Source organism: Allopusillimonas ginsengisoli, from assembly GCF_004153455.1.
Lineage (GTDB): Bacteria > Pseudomonadota > Gammaproteobacteria > Burkholderiales > Burkholderiaceae_B > Allopusillimonas > Allopusillimonas ginsengisoli.
Map to the genome: position 1 here is coordinate 632,306 of NZ_SDQE01000002.1, position 23,812 is coordinate 656,117.

At 55.6% G+C, this 23,812-nt stretch carries 19 protein-coding genes and 1 pseudogene; 6 read left to right on the forward strand and 14 right to left on the reverse strand.

Going from position 1 to position 23,812, the window contains the following annotated elements:
• Positions 1-98: 98 nt before the first annotated feature.
• The 4 genes from ERE07_RS08010 to ERE07_RS08025 all read right to left on the reverse strand — a co-directional run bounded on the left by ERE07_RS08010 (position 99) and on the right by ERE07_RS08025 (position 4,444).
• A complete protein-coding gene (locus ERE07_RS08010) occupies positions 99-1,364 on the reverse strand; it encodes an MFS transporter (protein ID WP_245153536.1) in 1,266 nt (421 codons plus the stop codon).
• Positions 1,365-1,377: 13 nt separating this feature from the next.
• Positions 1,378-2,499, reverse strand: a complete 1,122-nt coding sequence (locus ERE07_RS08015) for an ArsO family NAD(P)H-dependent flavin-containing monooxygenase (RefSeq protein ID WP_130008254.1) — start codon at positions 2,497-2,499, stop codon at positions 1,378-1,380.
• Between the two features lie 13 nt (positions 2,500-2,512).
• Positions 2,513-3,829 carry an NAD(P)-binding domain-containing protein gene (locus tag ERE07_RS08020; protein WP_130008255.1) on the reverse strand — a complete coding sequence of 439 codons (1,317 nt, stop codon included), beginning with the start codon at positions 3,827-3,829 and terminating at the stop codon, positions 2,513-2,515.
• Positions 3,830-3,949: 120 nt separating this feature from the next.
• The gene (locus ERE07_RS08025) at positions 3,950-4,444 is read right to left on the reverse strand and encodes a MarR family winged helix-turn-helix transcriptional regulator (protein WP_130008256.1); all 495 of its coding nucleotides are present in this window, start codon (positions 4,442-4,444) and stop codon (positions 3,950-3,952) included.
• A 337-nt stretch (positions 4,445-4,781) separates the two neighbouring features.
• Here ERE07_RS08025 and ERE07_RS08030 point away from each other — a divergent pair, with 337 nt between their 5' ends.
• The 4 genes from ERE07_RS08030 (at position 4,782) to ERE07_RS08045 (ending at position 7,933) form a co-directional block, all read left to right on the forward strand.
• Entirely contained in the window at positions 4,782-5,144 is a 363-nt protein-coding gene (locus tag ERE07_RS08030) for a helix-turn-helix domain-containing protein (RefSeq protein WP_130008257.1), read from the forward strand.
• A 677-nt stretch (positions 5,145-5,821) separates the two neighbouring features.
• Positions 5,822-6,073, forward strand: coding sequence for a helix-turn-helix transcriptional regulator (locus tag ERE07_RS08035; RefSeq protein WP_129968255.1), 252 nt, complete (start codon positions 5,822-5,824; stop codon positions 6,071-6,073).
• Between the two features lie 118 nt (positions 6,074-6,191).
• The gene (locus ERE07_RS08040) at positions 6,192-6,890 is read left to right on the forward strand and encodes a DUF6088 family protein (protein ID WP_130008258.1); all 699 of its coding nucleotides are present in this window, start codon (positions 6,192-6,194) and stop codon (positions 6,888-6,890) included.
• The gene (locus ERE07_RS08045; RefSeq protein ID WP_130008259.1) at positions 6,887-7,933 is read left to right on the forward strand and encodes a nucleotidyl transferase AbiEii/AbiGii toxin family protein; all 1,047 of its coding nucleotides are present in this window, start codon (positions 6,887-6,889) and stop codon (positions 7,931-7,933) included. Before ERE07_RS08040 ends, ERE07_RS08045 begins: the two co-directional genes overlap by 4 nt.
• 239 nt (positions 7,934-8,172) lie before the next feature.
• On the opposite strand, the pseudogene ERE07_RS08050 reads toward ERE07_RS08045, so the two are convergent.
• The 7 genes and pseudogenes from ERE07_RS08050 to ERE07_RS08080 form a co-directional block, all read right to left on the reverse strand.
• Positions 8,173-8,367, reverse strand: a pseudogene (locus tag ERE07_RS08050) (IS3 family transposase); the annotation flags it as partial.
• Positions 8,368-8,524: 157 nt separating this feature from the next.
• A complete protein-coding gene (locus ERE07_RS08055; RefSeq protein ID WP_425330959.1) occupies positions 8,525-9,037 on the reverse strand; it encodes a GNAT family N-acetyltransferase in 513 nt (170 codons plus the stop codon).
• 5 nt (positions 9,038-9,042) lie between these two features.
• Positions 9,043-9,324: a type II toxin-antitoxin system TacA family antitoxin gene (locus ERE07_RS08060; RefSeq protein ID WP_130008261.1), complete on the reverse strand. Its 282-nt coding sequence runs from the start codon at positions 9,322-9,324 to the stop codon at positions 9,043-9,045.
• A gap of 303 nt (positions 9,325-9,627) precedes the next feature.
• Positions 9,628-10,911: an ISL3 family transposase gene (locus tag ERE07_RS08065; RefSeq protein ID WP_342366237.1), complete on the reverse strand. Its 1,284-nt coding sequence runs from the start codon at positions 10,909-10,911 to the stop codon at positions 9,628-9,630.
• A gap of 206 nt (positions 10,912-11,117) precedes the next feature.
• On the reverse strand, positions 11,118-11,918 hold the full coding sequence (locus ERE07_RS08070; RefSeq protein ID WP_130008263.1) for a hypothetical protein: 801 nt from the start codon (positions 11,916-11,918) through the stop codon (positions 11,118-11,120).
• Positions 11,919-12,130: 212 nt separating this feature from the next.
• Complete coding sequence (locus ERE07_RS08075) at positions 12,131-12,664, reverse strand: hypothetical protein (RefSeq protein WP_130008264.1); 534 nt, start codon at positions 12,662-12,664, stop codon at positions 12,131-12,133.
• 300 nt (positions 12,665-12,964) lie between these two features.
• Positions 12,965-13,498 carry a JAB domain-containing protein gene (locus tag ERE07_RS08080; RefSeq protein ID WP_130008326.1) on the reverse strand — a complete coding sequence of 178 codons (534 nt, stop codon included), beginning with the start codon at positions 13,496-13,498 and terminating at the stop codon, positions 12,965-12,967.
• Between the two features lie 481 nt (positions 13,499-13,979).
• Between ERE07_RS08080 and ERE07_RS21650 the strand changes: the two genes are divergently transcribed.
• Both ERE07_RS21650 and ERE07_RS08085 read left to right on the forward strand, forming a co-directional pair.
• On the forward strand, positions 13,980-14,126 hold the full coding sequence (locus ERE07_RS21650; protein ID WP_167670774.1) for a hypothetical protein: 147 nt from the start codon (positions 13,980-13,982) through the stop codon (positions 14,124-14,126).
• Positions 14,127-14,231: 105 nt separating this feature from the next.
• On the forward strand, positions 14,232-20,744 hold the full coding sequence (locus tag ERE07_RS08085; RefSeq protein ID WP_130008265.1) for an autotransporter domain-containing protein: 6,513 nt from the start codon (positions 14,232-14,234) through the stop codon (positions 20,742-20,744).
• 34 nt (positions 20,745-20,778) lie between these two features.
• On the opposite strand, the gene ERE07_RS08090 is transcribed toward ERE07_RS08085, so the two are convergent.
• Genes ERE07_RS08090 through ERE07_RS08100 form a run of 3 tightly spaced genes read right to left on the reverse strand, consistent with a single transcriptional unit; the run spans position 20,779 to position 23,800 of the window.
• Positions 20,779-21,441, reverse strand: coding sequence for a response regulator (locus ERE07_RS08090; RefSeq protein WP_130008266.1), 663 nt, complete (start codon positions 21,439-21,441; stop codon positions 20,779-20,781).
• Positions 21,438-23,261 carry a sensor histidine kinase gene (locus ERE07_RS08095; protein ID WP_130008267.1) on the reverse strand — a complete coding sequence of 608 codons (1,824 nt, stop codon included), beginning with the start codon at positions 23,259-23,261 and terminating at the stop codon, positions 21,438-21,440. Before ERE07_RS08095 ends, ERE07_RS08090 begins: the two co-directional genes overlap by 4 nt.
• Positions 23,258-23,800, reverse strand: a complete 543-nt coding sequence (locus ERE07_RS08100; protein WP_245153537.1) for a putative pterin-binding protein — start codon at positions 23,798-23,800, stop codon at positions 23,258-23,260. The genes ERE07_RS08095 and ERE07_RS08100 overlap by 4 nt, the downstream gene beginning before the upstream one ends.
• Positions 23,801-23,812 lie beyond the last annotated feature (12 nt).

Consider the following 23,812-nt stretch of genomic DNA (forward strand, 5'->3'; position numbering starts at 1 on the left):
GCAATGCCGACACTATATGAATGGTTTGTTTCAGGCGTGTGACTAATGACTACATAACCGAGATTGCGGCCGGAGCAGATACGCGTGGCTTTATTGAGTTATGGGGAATGCGGCAATTTGACACGACTGGCCCATGCCGCCAGCCAAAAACTCAAGGTAAGGAGTGCGGCGCAGGCGGCAATAGACCACACTAAGACGTCATAGGACATTGTCCTCGACCAAAGCCATGCGGCCACTAGGGGCGCTACGGCTCTGGCCAGCGTGCTGGGAAAGGTCAATAGGCCATTAATTGCGCCATAGGCCCTGCGGCTGAGCATTTCAGGCACTACCAAGCCCCGCACAATGGTAAAAATACCGTTGCATGCGCCGTATACAACGCATGCCGCGGTAATAACCCACATGCTTGAAGGCCCAATCGCTAAAACGATAAACACCAAGGGGAATACCGCAACGACAAAGGTTCCGATACGCCGCATGGATGTTCCGGAGCCAAAGATGCTGATCAGGACCCGGCCCGCCACTTGGGCCGGCCCTATGGTGGCAATGGCCCAGACCACATTGCTGGTCGACAGCCCCCCTTCAAGCAGCAGCGGATACATGTGAAAGGTGAACGCTGTGAACGCGCCGGCGTAAGCGGTAAGTGCCAGCATCAACAGCCAAAAAACCGGCGTATGAAACGCTGCCCTGACTGCTTGCTTATCGGTGGCAAGCGGGCTCTCATGGTGGGATTGATTAAAGTGCACAGCATCTTTTTCGGACCGAATAAATCCGAAATGTGCCACCGCGCAAACCAGCCCATTGATAAGGGCTAACACCAGCAGGGCCTCACGCCAGCCCCAATGGTCCAACAAGAACTGCACTAGGGGTATAAATACAGTGCTGGCAAAACCACCCCACAATGTTATGGCCGTAATGCCTGCTCGAGCCCTGCCCGCTCCGACGCGTCGGGCAATTACGGCAAAAGCGGGTTCGTATAACGCCGCTGCCTGCAAGCCACCGATACCGGCAATAAGCAAATAAAACCCGATCAGACTATCGACCTGCGACCAAAGGGCCAAAAGCACCGCCGCCATGAGCGATGCACCACCCATAAGCGCCCGGCCGTGCCCCTTATCGACGGCAACACCGACTGGGTAGGCGAGAAATCCGGCGATCACCAGTCCTATCGTTGCGGCACCATACACGTCTGTCTTGGACCAGCCCAGCTCGGCCATCATGGCCTCAGCAATCAAGGGGAAGCTGTAGTACAACGACCCCCATGCGCAGATTTGTCCGATCCCCAGCGCCGTGATCAGTGCGTCCGGACTCTGCGTTGAACCTGACGGCCTGGACAAATCCTGCATCTCTACATCAGTATTGGACATGATCGCGTTTGTTCTAGGATTGTATAAACGCTTGGGTTTCCAGCACCTGGGCCACTTCAAGAGCCGTGGCTTTGGCATAACGCATTACGCCGACCAGTGTTGCCGAAGCGAAACCAGTCCATTCGCCATAACCTACCAACCATAAACCAGGCACGTCTACAGACTGAGTTCCGGACAGGGCTATTTTTCCATCAACGCCAACAGCGCCCAGCGATTTCAGGTGTTCCAATGCCGGCCGAAACCCGGTGCACCAAATGACTGCATCGGCTACCGTGTGCGACCCATCTTGCCAGATCACGCCCCTGTCCGTGAACTCACGAAATGGACGTACTGAATGCAAAGCACCACGGTCGCGCGCAGCTTTGACTGACTCCACCATGACCACGTCGCCTAAGCCACCAGGCGGATCTTGTAATATGCGCCCTTCTTGCTGCGCCTTCCATTTGGCGGTTGCCCGTTCGAACAGGACACGGCCATCCACATCGTCCGACAAGAAAATCGGTTCCGTTTGTGTAACCCATGTGGTCTTGGCCACACGCGACACCTCGGCCAGAATCTGAGCGCCCGAATTTCCGCCTCCAACTACAAGCACCGTCTTGCCGGCAAATGGCGCCGCGCTGCGATAGCGTGCTGAGTGTATTTGCAGTCCGGTATAAGAGAGATGATTGGGATAGGCCGGAATAAAGGGGTGGCTCCAGGTTCCCGTCGCGCTGATGACTGCGCGGGCATGCCATACGCCGCGATCCGTATGCACAACAAAGCCATCTTCGCCTCGAAGAACGTTCGTCACCGATACCGGCCGTTCTATCGAGAAATCGTACCGCTTTTCATACTGCGCCAAATACTTCACGACGTCATCGCGCTCTGGATAGCCAGACACAACCGGCATACCCCAACCGGGCAAGGAACTCCACTGCGCAGGAGAAAACAGATGCAAGGATTCCCAGCCGTGGACCCATGCGCCACCCGGTACGTGCCCATTATCCAGTATTACAAAGCTTAAAGAAGTGCGCCTTAGAAAATACGCGATAGCCAGGGCAGACTGGCCGCCGCCAACAATCACGACATCGAATGTTTGCTCGCTTGTACCCGCGATTACGTTTTCCGTACGAAAATGGTGCCCTTGTTCTGCCATGACCGTTTTTCCCTTATGCTTCTTCAGTAGTTACAGAGCCACAAGAAGTGGCTGCTCGGAAACACGCAGGCTCCTCGATCTGGGCGGCAAATTGCGTACTGCACACACCGGTTTCGGGCAAAACCAGTTCAGATCTTCGTGCAGAATCCCAGTCGCCTACTAAGGCCGCCACTATTGAGCGTACCTGTTCGTAGCCAGTCAGCATCAGGAACGTAGGCGCCCTGCCATAGCTTTTCATGCCGGCAATGAACACGCCCTCATCAGGATGTGCCAACTCTTGAACGCCATGAGGGCGCACAGTACCGCAACTGTGCTCATTAGGATCAATCAAAGGCGCTAGCTTAACGGGGCTGCCTGTCGCCGGGTCGAGCGCCAGACGTAACTCGGCCAGTAGTTCAAGATTTGGTCGAAAGCCAGTGGCCACGACAATTTCATCCACTGGAGGCAAAGCCTGCTCCATACTGTGAACGATGAGGCCCTTTGGGGAAGACGTAATCTTATCGATCCTGATGCCTTGATGAAGCGCAATAGCGCCCTCATCCAGAAGCTGACGTATTTTCAAGCCGAGCTTGCCGCGCTGTTCCAGTTGATCATTCTTGCCTCCGCCCAAGATACGTTCTAATGAAGTACCTCGGATGGCCCACAACACGCGGGTGCCTGGCGCAATGCGCGCAAGCGCAACCAAATCCTGAAGGGCGTTAAACGCAGAGTGCCCTGCGCCCACCACCAAGACGTGCCGATCGCTATAGCGTTGACGTGCACTCCCCAAGATATCGGGAATGCCGTAGGCAATGTGTGCACTATTTTCTTTCTCGCCTAATGCTGGAATACCATTTGCTCCCATCCAGTTAGGTGTGGCGTAGGTCCCCGACGCGTCGATCACCGCACTGGCCCATACGTCACGCTCGCCATTGGGGCCGGCAACGCGCAATAAAAAGGGAGCCGAGTTACGGCCTTGAGTTTTCATGACGTCGTGTTCCGCCCTGCTTACTGCCAGGACACGGCTGTTCAAGTGTAAATGCGGTTCGATTTCAGGTAGCTTAGACAGCGGCTGAATATACTGACCCAGTAACGCTTGGCCGGTTGGGTAGACATCCGGTTGCGGCGCCGTCCAACCATTGCTTGCCAATAAGCGCTCTGCCCCCTTGTCGATATTAAAGCGCCACGGAGAGAACATCTTGACGTGCCCCCATTCATTAATACTGGCTCCGGCCTGCTTCCCCGCTTCCAAGATCAGTGGGGTAAGGCCTCTGCTTAGCAAATGCGCCGCGGCAGCAAGTCCAACAGGACCTGCACCAATAATGGCGATGGGATACTTGTTCTTGTCCATGAACGCTCCTTACGTTGATATAAAAGCCTTTCTGCTGCCGGCTTCACATTTAAGTTGGTAGTGACAACATATATGATAAAAAAATACTTGGCTGCGTCCGTCAAAAAGGACAGCGGCTCGTCATGCTAGCTCTGTGGCTGTTTCAAGCAAACTGTGAGGCCGTTCGCCGTATCGCGCCTCGGCTGCCCGCGTAAGCCGCCTTAACAGCGCAAGCGAGGCCTGACGTACTTCTGGAGAGAGGCCTTCAATCATCGCTCGCTCCTCTGCGATCAAATCTGAGCGGATCGTTTTATATAACTCTTGCCCTGCTGCAGTCGCTTGGATCCGGATCGCTCTGCGGTCATCATCATCCTCGACGCGAACGACATACTCCTTACGCTCTAAGGCGTTAACGACTCGGCTTGCTGTGCTCTTATCCAGATACATCCTTTCAGCTAGTGATTGAAGCCGCATCGAACCTTGCTTGACCAGCATTTCTAACGCATAACATTGGGTCACTGAAACGTCGTAGCAACAAATATAGCCGCGATCTCGAAATTGATAAACACGCACGAGATCATTGAGTGCCTCATATAAGCTCTCCGCATCGCGTGTTAGTAAATCCTGAGTCGACATGGTGCTCTCACATATAATTGGTACTAACAACTATATGTGAATTTTCTGCTCAAGACAATAAGCGGAAGGCCGGGCAGTCAAATAGCGCGCTGACGTACTGTTACGCACACCACTATGATTACAAACAAAAGGTCAGCACCTGGCATCTAATGATCGAAAAGTCATATTCTTGACAATATTTGTTTCTCACACCGTCTCATTAAATGCCACAATGGCCCACTACAATTACTTATCCATTAGTGATCTCCATAATTGCCAATAGATAAGCAATGTTCTATAAGTATATATATACTTACAAAATACTTACTTGTTACGTACCCACCAATTGAAGAACTCCATGAACCCGAGTCCTATAAACAGCATTGGCGCACGCTTACTTGCCGCACGTAAGAAGCGCGGCCTATCGCAAGAAGCATTGGCCAAACTCCTCAATCCCCCCATAAGCCAAAGCGCCATAGCCCATATTGAAATCGGCCGCAATGAGACTTCCCGTCACATCGTATGGATTGCAGCGGCGCTCCACGTTCGCGCTGAATGGCTGGTTACGGGAAAAGGTGAAATGTTCGAGATGGAATGGCCATGGCCGGATACTCCTAGGTATACGCTTGAGGAGCTGCCTCCCCCCGTACTGGAAGATATCGGTGACTACATAAAAATGAAGATCGCCCAACAAGCCCGACATTCCGAAGAGTACGATTAAGTTTCAACAATCGGCTGGATTATCCTCAGCTATTGGCCAAGATACAAAAAAACACAATAAAAATACCCGGATCGCCCTGTGTTCCACAGTGAACCAGGGCGATTCTTTTAGTGTCATTCCATGGCAGATTTTGCAGTTTTTTCCTTCCACATAACTTTTATTTATTACTTGAATATTGACTCCAGAAAGTGGATACGTAATGATTACAGCAATCCCGCTCTTTAACAACACAACACCGATAAATACCGCGCCCTGTCCGGCAACGGGCGGTGTGAGTGCGCGGCTACCCGTTACGCCAGCATTAAGCGGGGCGACAAGCACCTGGGTAGGAGTAAAGCAGGTGAAAAATCATTGCTCTCTTGGGCCGGTAGCGACTGGCAGATACCGAGGGAAGTAGATGACGTTCCGTGACAACGGACGCCGGTACTGCCAAAGGCAGGCCAAGCTCGATGGATGGCGCGTAATCCATTGATGACAGCGGCAAAGACCGCAGTTTTCAGCATCCCGACGAACCACAATAGTGGGCCAGCGGCGGGCTCTACCGAAAATGATCCAAGCAATTGGTCCCCATCGTGGCATCTTGGCGGACCAGTCACGAAGGCGCTGACCGCGCCTGCTTTGGCAAGCATCTTGGGCCATACCCTCAGGGTGCTTACCAAGGTTTTATGGAGGAAGTAATGAAGGAACAGTCCCTGCCAAACATCTTTGGCTACTCATCAACTAGACACCAGACCCCGCAGCAACCTGACCAAGCACTTCTGTATCGGATTCACATAGCTGAGGCGAAACTCGGGGTGTCACGATCAACCATCTATCGACTGGTCAATGAAGGCGAGTTAGTACTTATTAAGATTGGCAAACGCTCCAGTGGCATCACCGCAGCCAGCCTCCATGCTCTTATTGAGCGAAACAAGGCACTTGCCAGTTAGGCGAGCACGCCATTAGTGGCTCAGCCTCACTAATTTAGTCCGAAAAAGAACCACAAACTTCGGACAAATTTGCATTTTGTCCGAAAAAAAGCTACAAATATCGGACAAAGGTGCCACTATGAACGATCTCAAGACTCGGATCATGGCTCAAATCGATGAAGCGCTGCCTGGCCAAGTGTGGGTCCCAGCCGACTTTTCCCAATATGGCAGCAGAGACGCCGTGGACAAAGCGCTTCAACGCTTGGTTACGGCGGGCCAGTTGCGCCGCATCGACCGTGGGCTGTATGACCGACCCAAACTAAACAGTCTGACCAAAAAGGCAACAGCCCCAGACTACCGCGCCGTCGTGGATGCCATCGCACGTCGCGACCAACTGCGCCTGCTCGTCGATGGCATGACTGCCGCCAACGACTTAGGCCTAACGGACGCCGTGCCAGCCAACGTTACCATCCACACCGATGCACGCCGGCGCACCATTCAACTCGGCAACCTGACGATCACGTTTAAGCTCACGGCGCCCAGTCGCCTATATTGGGCTGGACGGCCCGCTATGCGTGTGGTCCAAGCACTGTACTGGCTGAAGGACACCCTGCCCGCAGACCAGCCCCGCATCGTTAAGCGGCTGTCCGAGCTGCTGGATGACCCCGAACAAGGAGAAGCGATACACCGGGACTTGTTGACGGGCTTCAACACGTTGCCAGCATGGATGCAGGCCATCGTGCGCGAACTGCCGGGCTGCGCTGTACCGGACGCCGAAGCCTCTACATCGCTCCCCGGTACCACCGACCATCGGATGCACATTGACACTTTTGCATGAATCCAAATTTCCATACCATCATTCAGGCCGCTGACGATGAACGGCGCGGGCTGTTCCTGACGACTGCTGCTCGCCTGGGCACAGCTGTCCAGAATGTTGAAAAGGACTTCTGGGTATGCTGGACTCTGGACGCGCTGTTCAATGGCCTGCCGCAAGACGGCCCCCGCCTGCTATTCAAGGGCGGCACATCATTGTCCAAATCATACGGCCTGATTTCCAGATTCTCAGAGGACATCGACATCACCGTATTCCGCGAAGACATCGGCGAACCCGCTGAAACTGCGGAATTGGACGCCTTGAGCGGCAAGCAACGGCGCATCCGCCTGGAACGCATCCGCACCGCATGCCAGCACTATGTTGCTGATAGCATGACGACGCAGATCCACGCAATCGCAGCTAACACCATAGCTACCGATCAATTCCGCTTGGAACTGGACCCGGACGACCCAGACCAGCAGACTTTGCTGTTCTGGTACCCCGCCGTGACAGCTGCACCTGGCGACTACATTCGTTCCGCCGTGAAGATCGAAGCGGGGGCCAAATCGGCTCTGGATCCACATGAAACGGTCGTGGTGTCTCCCTACGTTGCTAACGACCTGCCCGACTTGAGTATGGCTGTACCCAACGTGACGACCGTTAAGCCCGAACGCACCTTCTGGGATAAGATCATCATTCTGCACGGCCTGCGCCAATGGCATGATCGCAGAGGCCTATTGCGCCAAGGCGGCCAACGCGTGTCCCGACATTATTACGATGTCCACCGGCTCCTTCAGCATCCCGACGCAAACGTATGGATGGCAGATCGCCTCCTTGCACAGGACTGCGCGCAACATGCCCGGCTATTCTTCGGCAGCACTGACCTGCGTCTGGACATGGCAACACATGGTTCTTTTACCCTATCGCCATCGGATGCCATGCACGACGCACTGACCCGAGATTACCAAGCGATGAGCGGCATGATCTTCGGGCCATTTCCTGCCCTCGATGAAGTGCTTCACGTTGTCGCTGAACTGGAGCAGCGCTTAAATACGAATCTCACATAAGCAGTTTATGAGCGCGACATCAACTGCACTCACCGTTATGGGCATATTGGAATCGAACCACGGGCCACTTTTGTTGTTTTTTGACACCTGTACCCCAGCTTGTACCCCTCCGTTCTCCCTCGATAGGAAAAACGCATGGGTACTGGCTTCAACCGCTTCAATTAGATTCCGCCCCAGGCCACCAAATGCAAGCCCTTGATTCATTATTGATTCAGGGGCTTTTTGTTAGGCTCTTCCAGCTTTTGCTCATCAGTGTACTGTCGCTTTGTCCGTTGGTAGCCTTGGCGAAGATCCTGATTCCGTTCAAATTCTGTACACCAGGATTTCAGTGAATTCTTGGTCAGATATCCAAGCTGCCAGAGCGTGGCATTGATCCGGGGCTCCAGTTTCAAGTTGAGCCTAACGGCTCGCAGTCGATCCTCGTATGAATACATGAACTACTCCAAAAAGTAGTTCAAGATTTTGTCCGCCCCCTCCCCTGGTCAATTTTCAACCGGCGTTGACATCCAGTCCAGATGATCTCTATGGTGACAAGTAGCGAAACGCACGCAATGCTGTAGACGCTTGGCCTAGTTCCCGTGTGTTATGCGCTCAAGACTCCTGCAACTGACGTATCGTCGCCATCGCCAGGAATAACCGCAGAGCATTGTTCGGAAAAGCAATAAACCCGTATTTACGATAGAACTTGGCGGCAGAGGCGTCTTTTGCATCGACAACCATGGCGTGGACGGCCATCACCTGTGTCGCGAGCAACGTACGGTACATCGCATCCATCAGAAGGAACTCACCCAAACCCGATCCCTGAGCATCGCGATCAACAGCCAGGCGGCCAAGCAGGACAGCTGGAACAGGATAGCGCGGCAGCTTCCTGACCTGTTCCGCAGGCAGTTCATCGCGCTGGAAACTCGTCGCACTCAGGCTGTAATAACCGCAGATCGTCGTGGTTCCCGGCCGCACTGCTACAAAGACGCGAGCAATATCTCGCTTGATGTCCTGCGATGCATGCTCTCGAAGATAGCGGTCAAGTTCTGCTGCACCGCAAGAGAAAGCGGCGCGGTCATGTACCTTGCCATCAAACGCCAAGACCTGCCATGTTGATGGCATGACGGTCATCCTGCCGACTTCTGATACTTGGCAAACGCTTTGCGCAACGCGGCATTGGGTGCGGAAGGATTACTCAAAGCGTCGTAAAACACCTTCCAGTCCGCCGCCGACAGCGCTACGGCTTCGTTCTCGCGAATGACCTTTTCGGCTTCGGCCAAAGCCGTCGCCAGCACGAACTGACTCACCGTCTTATGACGGTAGTTCGCCGCGCGTTGAAGCACGGTCTTGGCCTCAGCGTTCAGGCGTACCTGAAGCCGATCATCTTTTGCTTCTACTGTGATGGACATGGCAAACCTCTCGGAACAGAGCAACAATTGTACTTCCAAATGGAGTACAGCCAAAGATGTGCTTTAGTCGTTGACGCCTAGGTGCTAAAGGCCCAATGTTTGCATCTATGGGAACTGTTACCCACACTGTTCCCTCAAACTTCGTCATTTCTGAAAAGGCCCTTTATTCATGCTGGCTTACGCCCGTTTTGGGATCGTGCCCCAGCACCAGAATTCCCGAGCCCTTGCGTCCAGATGGACGCAAGGGTTTTTTGTTGGCTCTTCAGGCTCTTGGCTCTACCCCACGGGGGATTAGCGCATCCGTCAAACTCGGTTAATCACATCATTCCAACCGCATTGAGCCAAGACTCTCATGCGGTAATTCTCAAAATTCCTGAACCCATATGCTCGGCGTGAGAGCATCTCCACCTTGGTGTGGAACCCTTCGGTAATCCCGTTCGATTTGGTAAATCGCCACATGCGTACGATGGGCTCGAGCCACGAGGTTAACGTCGCGGCCAGCGCCTTGGCCGGACTGTGTTCAAACTGGCGAATCAAGGCCAGAAACTTGGGCAGCATCTGCTTGGCCCGCTTGGCCTTCATACTCTTCATGACCAGAAACCCATTCAACTGCTGCTTGGCAAAGTAAAGCGCCTGCAGTACGGGCTCCTGGGCCAGGTACTGGCGCAGGCGCTGCTTCTGCACCGACGATAGCTTCCAGTGATGGCGGCGCATCAGGCTGAGCAGCCCCCGGTTCTTGCGTCCTTCCGGGTCATGCTGCTGCCATAGCTTCAGAAAGTGCTGGTTCACCAACCGCACAACATGAAAACGGTCAGCCACGATCATGGCATTGGGAAAGTACTGCTGGGCAATGCGCCGATAGGTCTCGGACAGGTCCATCACAATGACCCGCACGTGCTCACGCCCTGGTAAACGCTTTAAATAGCTGCGCAGGCTCGCTTCTGAGCGCCCCAGCACCACATCGAACACCTTGTGGTGCTTCAAATCGACCAGCGTCGTTGCATAGCCCTTCTTGCGACTGAAGAAGTGCTCATCGATGCCCAGCACCTGCGGGCACTGCCGGCCCGACAGTTCCGAGACCCGTTGCCCGATAAAGGACTGGTACCAGCGTTCGACTGTGGCGCTACCGATCCGATGCGTGCGCGTCAGCTGCCGCTGGCTCACGCCCCCGTCATGGGCCTCGAAGACCTCCAGCCGATAGGCCTCGGTGGCCCGACGTCGTGGCCGGATACCGGCAAAGCGGTGGCGAAAATAGCGATTGCAATCGGTGCAGTGATACTTGGGGACAGCCAGGTGCAGCACCATCAACTGGTTGCCCTGGCGGGTGTGCTTGAGCGTCCTGTGGTACGTGGCCTTAATGCGCACCGACGCCTGCTGGCAATGTACGCACGCCATTCGCTTGGCCGGCCTGGCCCAGACATGAATCTCTGGGCCTCGCTGGACATGCTCAACTACTAAATCTTGGATTCCTAAGATAGAATCGACTGGGGACATCGGCATTCCTTCCATTAAGCTCGTTCTTCGCAAAAACAAGTTTAATGAATGTCGCTGTCCCCCTTTAATGATGGAGAGCCAGGGCAAACGCATACTCTACGTTCTATGGTTTTCGCTCGCGCTTAACGGTTAGTTGGCCTCGCTTTCAAATTCTTGGATACCGCCGCTTTTAGTCAATTGCAAGATAAGAAGCCCCGTTTCTTCGGAGCTCCGCTGTGGCGCATGGATTACTTAATTTTCGACCAATTTGAATATACATTTTCTCGTTGGGACGATGCGCAGAATCCACATGCAACGTTTCAAGTAATATACTCCATCTGATAAATCACTTCCTTCGATCTACACTTTGGGCAGAAGATAGTATGCTCCCGGGAGAGTGTCCCTCCGCACTCACATCCACCCTCAATAACCTCATCCAGACATCCACCACGCTTCGTTAAAATCCCGCAAGACTGACACTGGTACCCAGACGCGCAATCACTCAACTTAGCTCCGTGGGTAAAAGAGACAATATGCTGCTTATAGCAGCAATCCAGACAACAAATTATTCCGGCTCCAGGCATCTGACTAAAGCCCTCAATTGGCTGATGCATGGCCGCTGAGTTAGTTGACATTCCAGGCACTAACAATTCGGGAATTACCTCCACCCAATTTTGACGATAGCTCTCGAAATCGGCTAGTGTTTCTTCTAACGTGCTACTGGGTGCATACACATATATCGGAGCTATTGGTAACGCAGCAAACGCTTGATAGGAAAACGATTTAGAACCGTTGTGTACTGTAAGCTCGGACTTAACGATCAAAAGCAGTATTTCGTACAAATCAAAATACAAGAACATATTGCCATCTTTTATACTGTCCCGACGTAGGGCCGTCCTATCCACTACATCAAATGGATCATAGCGAATAGCCAACTGTTCATCGAGCCCCAGCACCTTTAGCAAAGCTGCACCAATACCTCGCTTCTCATACTTTCCAAGCACCGTATTTATAAAATCAGCTTCCGCAGCTGTGTAATTGGCAGGATTCCCACGGCGGTAAAGCCGAGCATACTTGAACAGCGCGTCTGTCGGACTGCTCGTATGTGTTGGATTGAGCATTCATTTCCTCCAAGCCGGGTGTTGATTACGTGCCGCAAAGCTATGTCAACTCTTATTTTTAAGTTTTATATGATGCAGGTGGGATATCGTTTTTTGCGTATCCAAAAGCTCAAGTCTGCCACACAAACATCCTTCAAGACATCGGTTCGACAACTGTTCAGAGCGGCAGATTAATCGTACCGACGCGCTAAGCGATCTCCAGGTCACCACGTCTAACGACGTTGCCCACTTCCAAAGCTACCCGGCAGCATTAGCCAACTGTCCAAGAGGTCTGTACTTCTTGTGGGTACCTTTTTCTTTTCTGGCTTGTCATTTATACCTTTCAAAAACGCATATGCCCCATTCTTATATTTTTCAATATTTATGCGACTAGCCTTAAACTCAGCAAGACAGTTAGAAAAACGGAGGTCTACATTGGGTTGATGTTGCTTTTTTCTCTTACGTAACTCAATCGTTTTTCTATCATCGCAGCTAGCTTGTAGAGCATATCGTTCACAAGCATATCCAGATAAAAACAGTTTCTGATTGATATCCGGCAAGAAGTTTATCAATTTAACCATAAAGCCTGAATCGCCTGAGTTTTCGTACTTCTGAGCGGCAAACATCCACGTCTGCTCAAAGACCGATGAAAAGAAGAGCTTTCTATAGTCAATGAATTCGTGAAATGGGCTGCTTGGGATGCATAATAAGCTCCTAAAACTCGTTTCCAACGCTTTACTAGACAGTGTCAAATCTGGTTTACTCATGCCTAACCCCAGTGTGAGATGTAATCGCCTAGCCTTTGACCGTTAAGTTAACGGCGGAATATTTCATCAACATAGCCGGAAGAAAAACGATCATTCTCTGTAAGCAGTCTATGCCCCCTGATAACCTTGTATTCTACTTGGACTGGCAAGCCGCTATTGCTCATCCTGGCGCACACGGGCTACCTTTTTGAGAAGAAAGAAAGCGAATAACTAATTGTGCGACAGTACAAGTCCAACTTGCGCAGCAAAGCGCGCGACCACATGGCTAGGCGGGCTCCCACCCGCCTGCTGCTTCCTGATTTACACCTGACCTCGTTCCGCTAACGAAGTCGTGTTCTGCCCTGTCACGATGATGTGATCCAGCAAACGAACATCAACTAGCGCCAATGCATGTTTTAAGTGCCGCGTCAGTGCCAGATCGGCCTCGCAGGGTTCGGCTATTCCGCTGGGGTGGTTATGCGACATGATGATTGCTGCCGCATCAAGGCGTAGCCCGGTTTTTACGATTTCGCGGGGGTATACGCTAGCCTGCGTCAGCGTTCCATGACTCATTTCCATATAACGAATCACCTTGAACTGGCTGTTCAAGTACAGCACAGCGGCAACCTCGTGCCCCATACCCGACAGCTTGGCCTGAAAGTACCGTTTAACGGCGTTCGGATTTCCCATGTCTAGCCGATCACCAATCAAGCTTTTGGCGGCGATCCGTGCGGCAGCCAATACGTGTGAATCGGTCGCGGTACGATACCGGCCCGATGTGCTACGCACATACAGCGTCTGCCCTGCGTTCATGTTGTCATAGCCCAAAGCTGCATTCTCGTTAACGTGTTCCATTTCCTGTTCCTTCAAAAGCCGGTTGATTTTCCTGCTGACCGGGGCCGAAGATTCCGAGCCTGATCGTAGGTTTTCAGCGTTCGCAGTAATACGGTTCCTGCGGGGTTGCCGCCGTTACCGTGAGTTCGTCGCCTTGCCGTTCTGAACCGCTGGCCGGGGCTGATGAACAGGACCGTGGAATATATGGAGGGGACCCGCCTGGCGGGGAGGAAACCGTTTATGCCGCGAAAGCCAGGGCAGCGGCAACGGATGGCGGTACAGTCGGTGTTTTGGGCGACGCACTCATGGCAATGGCAACAGACGGCCCGCTATGCACTGATTGCGAAGGCTGGCCCGCGCGGCGAGCGGCCCTACCGCCCTATGAGCGGTCTAACTAAGCGGACTCAACCCCACTTCGTTCATGGGTTGCCCGCATCGTGGCGCGTTTCATCTGCGAGCCGTTATCTGTATGCAGAGGCAGCCCATCTTGTCGCACGCGATAATGCAAACACACCTTGGTAAAGAGCGTGAGGATGTGTTCAGCGTATTCGTCGTGATGGATCTCACAACCGACGATCGTGCGGCTATAGATGCCTATCACCATGTACAGACGGTAAAACTGCCCACGGATGGTCGGCTTCAGACATGATCGATATTAAGCTTTCAGCAACATAAAGAAACCCCTCCAAACAGAGGGCGACAGATAGCACGCACTCACCTAGGATATCCCGATGTCGTCAAAAGGGATAAGGCCGTGAATAAAATTCATAAGGTGATCTGGAGCTGCTGCAGCAATGCGTTCGTTGTCGTTTCGGAGCTGGCAGGTTCGCGAACGTCTGGCGGTGGGGCTCGAAGCGAACGCCGCGCGACTGGCCGGGGCGCCTGCACAAGCGTATCCAAAACAGCCATGGCTCCAACCCGGTTTACGGGCGGGGCGGCTACGCTACTGGCGGCGGGCATGACGCTGGCAAGCGCATGCATGCAACCTGTTCACGCCCAGTCGGTAACCGTTGCGGGTGATGTCAATCCAGAACCGGACCTCCCCAGTGCGCCCACGTGGCATGTGGCGTTCCCTTATTACCTGTATGTTGGCGACTCAGGCAGTGGCTCGATAACCGTTGCCAATGGCGGTACGCTTCAGGTAGATCAAAGCAGTACGCTCGGACGTGAAGAGGGCTCTTATGGCAAGGTTATCGTTACAGGTACCGGCTCTAAGTGGAACGTAGGTAGTATTGGTGTCGGCTCCAAAGGCACAGGCGAGCTGACCATTAAGGATGGTGGTTTCGTTGACGCCACCGGCGCGATAACAATTGCGTCCGCGCTCGACAGCACAGGCGAGGTCATTGTTACCGGAAGCGGATCAAAATTTGACGCCTACGACATCACTGTCGGCCATCGCGGCAATGGCACGCTCACTATCACGGATGGCGCTAGCGTTTCCATCACGACTGGCAGTCTAATCGCAAACTGGGACAGCAGCGAAAGCGAAGTCACTGTTAGCGGTCCGAGCTCAAAATGGACGCTTGGGGGGGAACTTTCTGTCGGTAGCCTCGGTAATGGCACGTTGACCATTGACGGCGGCGGCAAGGTTGTCAATACCTCAGGCTTGATGGCAAGCGGGGAAGGCAGCGAAAGCCAGGTCATTGTGAGCGGCGTTGGCTCGGAATGGCACAACACGGAATTGACTATCATTGGCAGGGACGGCAAGGCCACACTCACTATTGAGGATGGCGGCAAAGTATTCTCGGGAGCTGACGGCCTTAACAGTTATATCGCATATCGAGACAAAAGCGAGAGCGAGGTCATCGTTAGCGGTGCGGGATCAGAGTGGCACAACGAAAAAAACCTGTATGTCGGCACTGCCGGCAAGGGTACGCTAACGATTGCGAATGGCGGTAAGGTCTCTAGTAATAATGGTTATATCTCAGATATCGAAAATCTGACCAGCCACGGCTTCGATATCAATGCGACAAGGGGCAGCGTCACCGTTACCGGCACGGGATCAGAGTGGCACAATACGGGCCGCCTGCATGTCGGACGGACAGGTACGGGTACACTGGTTATTGCGGACGGCGGCAAGGTAACTAGTCATGGTGGTAGTGTTTCATCCGGCTTAGCCACCGGCGTGGTCACGGTAACCGGTGCCGGATCGGTATGGGAGAACCTTGACAACGTGCTCGGGATCGGTGGCGGAAAAACAGCCACGCTGACCATTGCCGATGGAGGGAGGGTCTCCAGTCCAGAAATCCGCATCGGAGACTTGAGCAGCAGCAAGCAAGCCACGATCAATATTGGTGCGGCGGAGGGTGATGTCGCCACAGCGGCGGGTATCCTGGACACCCCAAAACTTGAATTCTGGATAAGTACCTCCACGCTCGTCTTCAATCACACTGATACGAATTATGAGTTCTCCAGTGCGCTGACAAAAGGAGGAAACCCCTCCGGAGGAACGCGCGCCGTCAAGCATTTGGCCGGCACCACCACGCTAACCGGTGACAGCTCTGGCTTTAGAGGCACCACAACCGTTTCGGGCGGTACGCTGATTGTCGATGGCGTCCTGGGCGACAATGTCTATGCGAAAACCGCCGGTGTGGTGACGGGGGATGGCAAACTTACACATAACGCGGACTTTACAGATAACGGGGTGCTGGCCGGAGAGCAAGGCAAGCAACTGCGGGTCGATGGCGACGTGACCATGGATGCCACCAGCCAGGTCAACGTCGCGCTGGGCAGTCCGTCGGCCAATGGCCTGTTCGATGTGGGCGGCGCCCTGACGCTGGACGGCGCGCTTAATGTGGCCGATGCGGGCGGCTTTGGCGCAGGCGTCTATCGCGTATTCGATTATGCCGGTGCACTGACCGACAACGGCCTGGACATCGGCACAACCCCTGCCGGTGTGAACCAGTCTGACCTGACGGTTCAAACCTCCGTTACCAATCAGGTAAACCTGGTAAGCAGCGCCGCGGCAACCGGCGAGCTGCGTTTCTGGGATGGAGGCGATACAACGTTGCATAACAACAATAGCGTCGATGGCGGCAACGGAAACTGGCTGGCCAACGGCGAGAACTGGACGAGCCTGGATGGCTCGGCCAATGGCAGCTATAACCCCAACCCGTCCTTCGCCGTGTTCCAGGGGGCGGCGGGTACGGTCACGGTCGACGATTCGGCTGGTGCACTTGGCGTTACCGACATGCAGTTTGCTACAGACGGCTACCGGATCGAAGGCGATGCCATCGCTCTGGCAGGCGTGGGCGGCGAAAGCATCATCCGCGTGGGCGACGGTACGGCGTCGAGCATGACGGCCACCATTGCTTCCGAGCTGACCGGCGCGTCCACGCTGGTCAAGAGCGATTTCGGCACGCTGGTGCTGCAGGGCGACAACAGCTACACCGGCGGCACGCGCATTGAAGGCGGTGTGCTGTCGGTGTCCAGCGACGCCAACTTGGGCGACCCAAGCGGTGCGCTCACTTTAGACGGCGGCACGCTGGCCACAACGGCCAGCTTTGTTAGCAGTCGGGACATTGTGATGCCGCTTGCTGCTCGTTTCGATGTGGCTTCGGGAACGGAACTGGAATTGGCCGGCGATATCGCCAGTCCGGGCGCCGGGTCCGGGAATCTGGGCAAGTACGGTGACGGCACGTTGAGGCTATCAGGCATCAATGACTATGGCGGCACACGAGTCGTGGAAGGCACGTTGATCGGCAATGTGTCCTCGATCGCGGGCAATATCAGCAATGCGGGCACTGTCGTTTTCGACCAGAGCAGCGATGCGACCTTTACCGGCGACATCAAGGGTGATCTGGGCACCGACGGGGTGATGGTCAAGGAAGGAGTGGGCACGCTCACGCTGGATGGCGCTCACTACCCGTACACCTCCTCTCTGGACTGGACCATTTCCCAAGGCGAGCTTCAAGCCAAAGCGGACCGCTTCTTTGGCGATGCGTATCTTGATGGCGCCGCGACGGCACTGACCTTTGTCGATGCGGGCAATGCCGCCTACGACGGTGAGCTCTCAGGTGATGGCCAGTTTGCTTTGAACGGTACGGGTACGTTGCAACTGACGGGTGATAGTTCCAGCTTTACCGGCGCCACAACGGTTTCGAGTGGCACACTGATTGTTGACGGCATCCTGGGCGGCGATATTAGCGCGCAAACCAGCGGCGCGGTGTCGGGAGACGGCACCTTGACGGGCAATGCCGCTTTCATGGGCGGCGGCGTGCTGGCCGGTGAACAAGGCAAGCAACTACGGATCGATGGCGATGTGGCCATGGATGCCACCAGCCACGTCAATGTCGCGTTGGGCAGCCCATCGGCCAGTGGCCTATTCGATGTGGGCGGCGCCCTGACCCTGGACGGCGCGCTTAACGTGGCCAATGCGGGCGGCTTTGGCGCAGGCGTCTATCGCGTATTCGATTATGCCGGTGCACTGACCGACAACGGTCTGGACATCGGTACGACCCCTGCCGGTGTGAACCAGTCTGACCTGACGGTTCAAACCTCCGTTGCCAATCAGGTAAACCTGGTAAGCAGCGCGGCGGCCGGCGAGCTACGCTTTTGGGACGGGGGCAATACAACCCTGCATAACAACCATGTCATCGATGGCGGTACGGGAAGCTGGCAGGCCAGTGGCGACAACAACTGGACGCTCGTGGATGGTTCGGCCAATGGCAGCTATAGCCCCAACCCGTCCTTTGCTGTCTTCCAAGGCGCGGCTGGCCTTGTCACGGTCGATGATTCGGCCGGTGCAATCGGCGTTACCGACATGCAGTTTGCCGCAGACGGCTTCCGGGTCGAAGGCGATGCCATCGCCCTGCAAGGCGTGGGCGGCGAAAGCTTCATCCGCGTGGGCGACGGTACGACGTCGAATATGACGGCCACCATTGCTTCCGAGCTAACCGGTGCATCTACGTTGGTCAAGAGCGATCTAGGCACGCTGGTGCTGCAGGGCGACAACAGCTACACCGGCGGCACGCGCATTGATGCTGGCGTGCTGTCGGTGTCCAGCAATGCCAGCTTGGGCGCCCCAAGCGGTACGCTCACGTTCAACGGCGGCACGCTGGCTACAACGGCCAGCTTCGTGAGCGATCGGGCCATCACCCTGAATGCGGTCGGCCCCTTCGATGTGGCCTCGGCAACGGAGCTTGCACTAACCGGTCATGTTGCCGGACCGGGTGACTTGACCAAGCAAGGAGATGGCACGCTTAGGCTATCGGGTGCCAATGCCTATGGCAATACACGAGTCGAGGCCGGTACGCTCATTGGCAATACGTCCTCGATCTCGGGCCACATCGCCAATGCGGGCATGGTCAGCTTTGATCAGGCAAGCGATGCGGTCTTTGCCGGCGATATCGGCGGTCTGGGCGGCGCCAACGGAACGATGACCAAGGACGGCGCGGGTACGCTCACGCTGGGTGGCACGTCGTCTTTGGACTGGACAATTGCCCAAGGGGGGCTTCAGACGGAAGCGGTCCGTTTTACAGGCAATGCGCATCTTGATGGCGCCGCAACGACGCTGTCCTTCGCCGATGCGGGCAATGCGGTTTATGGTGGAGTGCTCTCCGGTAATGGCCAGTTCGACTTTAACGGCACGGGCCAGTTGCAACTGACGGGCGATAGCTCCGGCTTTGCCGGCACCACAACCTTTACAAACGGTAAGCTTATTGTCGGCGACTCCGGTGGCAACGGCGCGTTGGGCGGTTCGCTCGATGTATTGAACGGCGCGATTCTGGGTGGTTCGGGCACCGTCGGGTCGGGTGCGGGCTCGCTGATCACGCTCGCATCGGGCGGCACGCTGGCGCCAGGCAACTCGATCGGCACACTGACGATTGCTGGCGACCTGGTCTTCGAACCCGGCTCACGCTTTGAAGTCGAGGTCGATCCGCAAGGCGCCGACAGTGATCGGATCGAGGTCACCGGCGATGCTACCCTGAACGGCGGCTCGGTGGTCCATGTTGGGAACGCCGGCGACTACAAGCTGAACTCAAGCTACACGATTTTGACGGCAGGCGGCACGCTCACCGGTGCATTTGACGATGTAAGTTCGAATTTCGCATTCCTGACGCCAGGCCTGAGCTACAACTATGGCGCTGGCACGGTCGATCTGGAGTTGGAGCGCAACAAGCGTGATTTCGCCTCGGCCGCGATAACGGATAACCAGAAAGCCACAGCCAAGGGGATTGAGAGTATCGGCGTGGGTGCGGGCCATGCCGTTTACGACGCCATCGCTAAACTGCCCAACGATCCCGCTCTGATCCAGGCCAGCTTCGATGCGCTCTCAGGCGAAATCCATGCCTCGGTCAAGACGGCGCTTATCGAAGACAGCCGGTTCATCCGCAATGCGGCCACTGATCGCCTGCGCGGAGCCTTTGCCGCCCCGGGTGCATCCGGTGCGCTGGTACGGGCGGCCGGGCCAGACGGTACGTCCACGTCCGTGGCCCCAGATCATGCCGGGCCTGTGGTCTGGAGCCACGCCTTTGGCTCCTGGGGAAAAACCGATAGTGACGGCAATGCCGCATCGCTGGATCGCGACATTGGCGGCTTTCTGATCGGCGCGGACCGGCAGATGGGCGACTGGCGCTTGGGTGTAATGGCGGGGTACAGCCACTCGAGCTTCAAAGCGCACGACCGTGAATCCTCGGCCAAGAGCGATAGCTACCATCTGGGACTGTATGGCGCCACGACCTGGGACAAGCTGGCCGTGCGCGCCGGGGCGGCCTATAGCCGGCACGACATCGATACTCAACGTTCAGTCTCCATGCCCGGCTTGAGCGATCGCCTATCGGCCGACTACAAGGCCAACACCTTCCAAGTCTTCGGAGAATTGGGCTACGGCATCGAGCTGGGTGATACCCGCCTAGAGCCATTTGCCAATCTGGCCTACGTGGCTATGCACACGGATGGGTATAGCGAGGATGGCGGTGCTGCGGCGCTTTCAGGCCGCAGCGAGAACATGGATGTCACCTTTACGACGCTGGGTCTGCGCGCCGAGCATAGTCTGAGCCTGGGCGCCACAGAGGCTACCGTGCGCGGCACACTGGGCTGGCGTCATGCCTTTGGCGACACCACACCTGAAAGCACCCACGCCTTCTCGGCTGGCGACGCATTCACCGTGGCCGGGGTGCCCATTGCCAAGGACAGTGCGGTGCTTGAAGCCGGCGTGGATCTGAACCTGACGCCGAACGCCACCTTCGGCCTGTCATATATCGGACAGATCGCCGGATCAGCACGGGATCATGGCGTCAAGGCGAATCTTGCAATCAAGTTCTAAAGGCAGGCGGACAGCGGGGATGACAGCAGGCCCTTTACGGCGCGTCGGCCACCGCTGATCTGAGCAAAAGCGCCACCAGTTCCGCCTGGCGGGTGGCGCCGGTTTTGCCGAAGATATTCTTCAGATGGAAAGTGACTGTCGTGCGCGAAATGTCAAACTCGGCGGCGATCTGGGCCGGTTGTTTATTTTCGGTCAATGCAACGGCAACACGCGCTTCAGTCTGGGTCAGGCCAAAACGTGCGACGAGCATGTCGGCGTCGATGTGGGCCATGCTTGCCCGCTGCGCGGTATGAATGCGCGTGACTTGTCGCAGACGAGCCTGTATCGTTGCCAGCAACAGATCGTAGTCGATGGGCTTGACCAGATAATCGTCAGCCCCCAGGCGCTTGCCCTCGACGACTTCGCGCGGGTCGGAAAGCGCCGTCAAAAACACGAAGGGAATGCCCGCGTAGTCCGGCGCCATGCCTTGTACCGCACGCAGCAAGCCAAAACCATCTATGCCCCGCATGGATATATCGCACAGGATCAGGTCAGGGCGTATCGTACGCAACTGTTCCAGGGCTTCGTGGCCATTGCTGGCCAGCAGCGGCGTATAACCTGCCTCACTCAGTTCCTCGGCGGTGTCACGCAATAAATCCGACTCGTCTTCCACGCACAGGATGACAGGCTTTCGTTTCACCGTAGACGCGAATTTCATGCTCTTTTCTCCGTCCTATCAGACAGTGCCGCGTACGGCGCAGCCACACGCGGCAAACATAGAATAAAGGTAATGAACCCGTCCCTGTCTTGCACCAACCGTACATCGCCGTCTTGCAAGCGCGCCAACGCCCTGGCCATATATAAACCAATGCCAATACCGGCGTGGCCTTTGGCGTTGTCGCCCCGAAAGTAACGGGTAAACAACATGTCCGGCCCGCCCTCGTCAATGCCCGCAAGCGTCCCTTGATTGGTCACCGCGCACTCGACCTTATCGTCAGTGCAGCGGACATCCATACGCACAGGGCTTCCCGCATCCGAATACTTGATGGCATTGGCCAGCAAGTTATTAAGAATATGCTCCACATGAGTCGGATCGCAATTGACGAATGGAACACCCTCTTCAGGCAGCGTAAGTTCAATGACCTGGTCCGAGGTGGCGGCGCGCTGCTGCTCACAGATGCTTGTAGCCAACAACGTCAGATCGCAAAGCTCGTTATGAACTTCGACCTGCCCGGCATCGAGCCGGCCCGCATCCAGCGTGCATTCAATCAGCTTGGTCATGCGTTTGATGGCCTCGCGCGCCCTGCCGCTGCGCTCGCGCACCTCGGCCAGTGACAATTTTTCGCCACGCCGTATCAATCGCTGCAGGGAAGAATCCACAACCGCCAAGGGGGTGCGGAATTGATGCGACACCATGGTGCCAAAATTTCGATATAGCTCCGCCGCGGCACGCTCACGCTCAAGCGCGGCATCGAGTTCCTGCGTACGGGCATGCACCAGCTCTTCCAGATGATCGCGATGCATGGCGATTTCACGTTGCGCGGCGTGCCGTTCGGTCACATCGAAAATCAGCAGAATTGCGCCGATAATATGCTCTCTTTCATACAGGGCAAAGCAACGCAGATCCACATAACGAGCTTCGCTGTGCGAATCACAAAAAAAGGGCTGATCGAGCAGCTCGGCCTTATGGCCGACCAGCGCCTCGTCAACAGCCAGTCGAACACGTTCCACCTCAAAGAAGCTGGATGCATCGCCCAGCATGCGCCCCTGAGCCATATCGACCGAGCACTGAAACAGCTGTTCCGCCGCCGCATTCCACACCGTGCATCGGCGCTCCAGATCCACAGCGATAATATTTTCACCGCTGGAACCAATCACCAATTGGGAAAATGCCTTTTCCTGATTCAACAGCCGTGTACGTTCGTGAGCGTGGCGTATCGCCAGCAAGGCATGGATGATGAGCGCAATCCCCGCCAGCAGAATACCGGCCAGCGAGCCGATGACCCACCAGAGCTTATCGCGGGCATCATCCAACTTGCCGCCCAGGCCGTCCCATCCGGCCACCATGGCCTTGGTCGCGGCCTGACCCAGGATAACAATGTAAGGCGCCAGCAGCTGCTCGACTGCCCGCGCATTAGCGCCATCGCTGTGCACTCGCAACGCTGCAATGCGCGCTTGCAGTTCCGGCAACCCTTGGGCAAGGCTATCGAGTTTGTCGGCATAACCGAACGCTTCCACCTGACGCCGCTGCGGGCCCTGTCTGAGCAAATGCAGACGGCTCAGGAACACATGATACTGGCGTTGCAATTCATCTGCGTCGACCTGCCCTGTCGCACGATCGCCCACTGTGTTGGCCAGGCGAAAGCTGGCCACTTGCGCCCGCGAAATGACCCACAACATATTGTGGGGGGCTTCGAGCCGCATACGAGCCTGGATCGCAAAAAGATGCGACAACGAATAAGCCAGCAGCACAAAGAAACTCACAATCGCAAGCAGCGGCAAGCCCACACCAAACAGCGGCCGCAGTGGCCGTTTCATAGGACATTCAGGCGGAAAACTTGCCAGACCCAGCGATAATCGTAGCGAATATCCTGCAACTCCGGGTGGTCATCACGCGGATACACCACCCACAACGGCCCCTTTTCGCGGGACCGCAACCGTTTCCCATCCATGGCATAAGCCAGGATAACGTCATAGTCATTGAAGTCTTCGATGGGAATCTCGATCTCGTAATAATTCAAGGCCGTCGCCACCACGACAGCCCCGGAAGCGCCCACTTGCTCAAGCAGATCGCGCACCAAGAAACCATCGAACGTATGCACGCCATCGGTGACGGACGTATGTGTTTCTATCTGCACGCGCGGGAAAGCTTGGAGCATAGCCCAGTCGTACTGAGCGACCTCGTCGGCATTGGTACTGCGGATGGCGCCATAAACCTCTAGAACAATTTTGCCTTTGGCCACGGGCAGCACGTTGGAATTTTCCGCAAGAGCTTGGGCGGGCATACCCAGCCAAAACATGGCCACCCATGCACTACAGGCTCGCAGTGCTACTCTCCCAATCATTACTAAAACCATGATTGTCTCCCA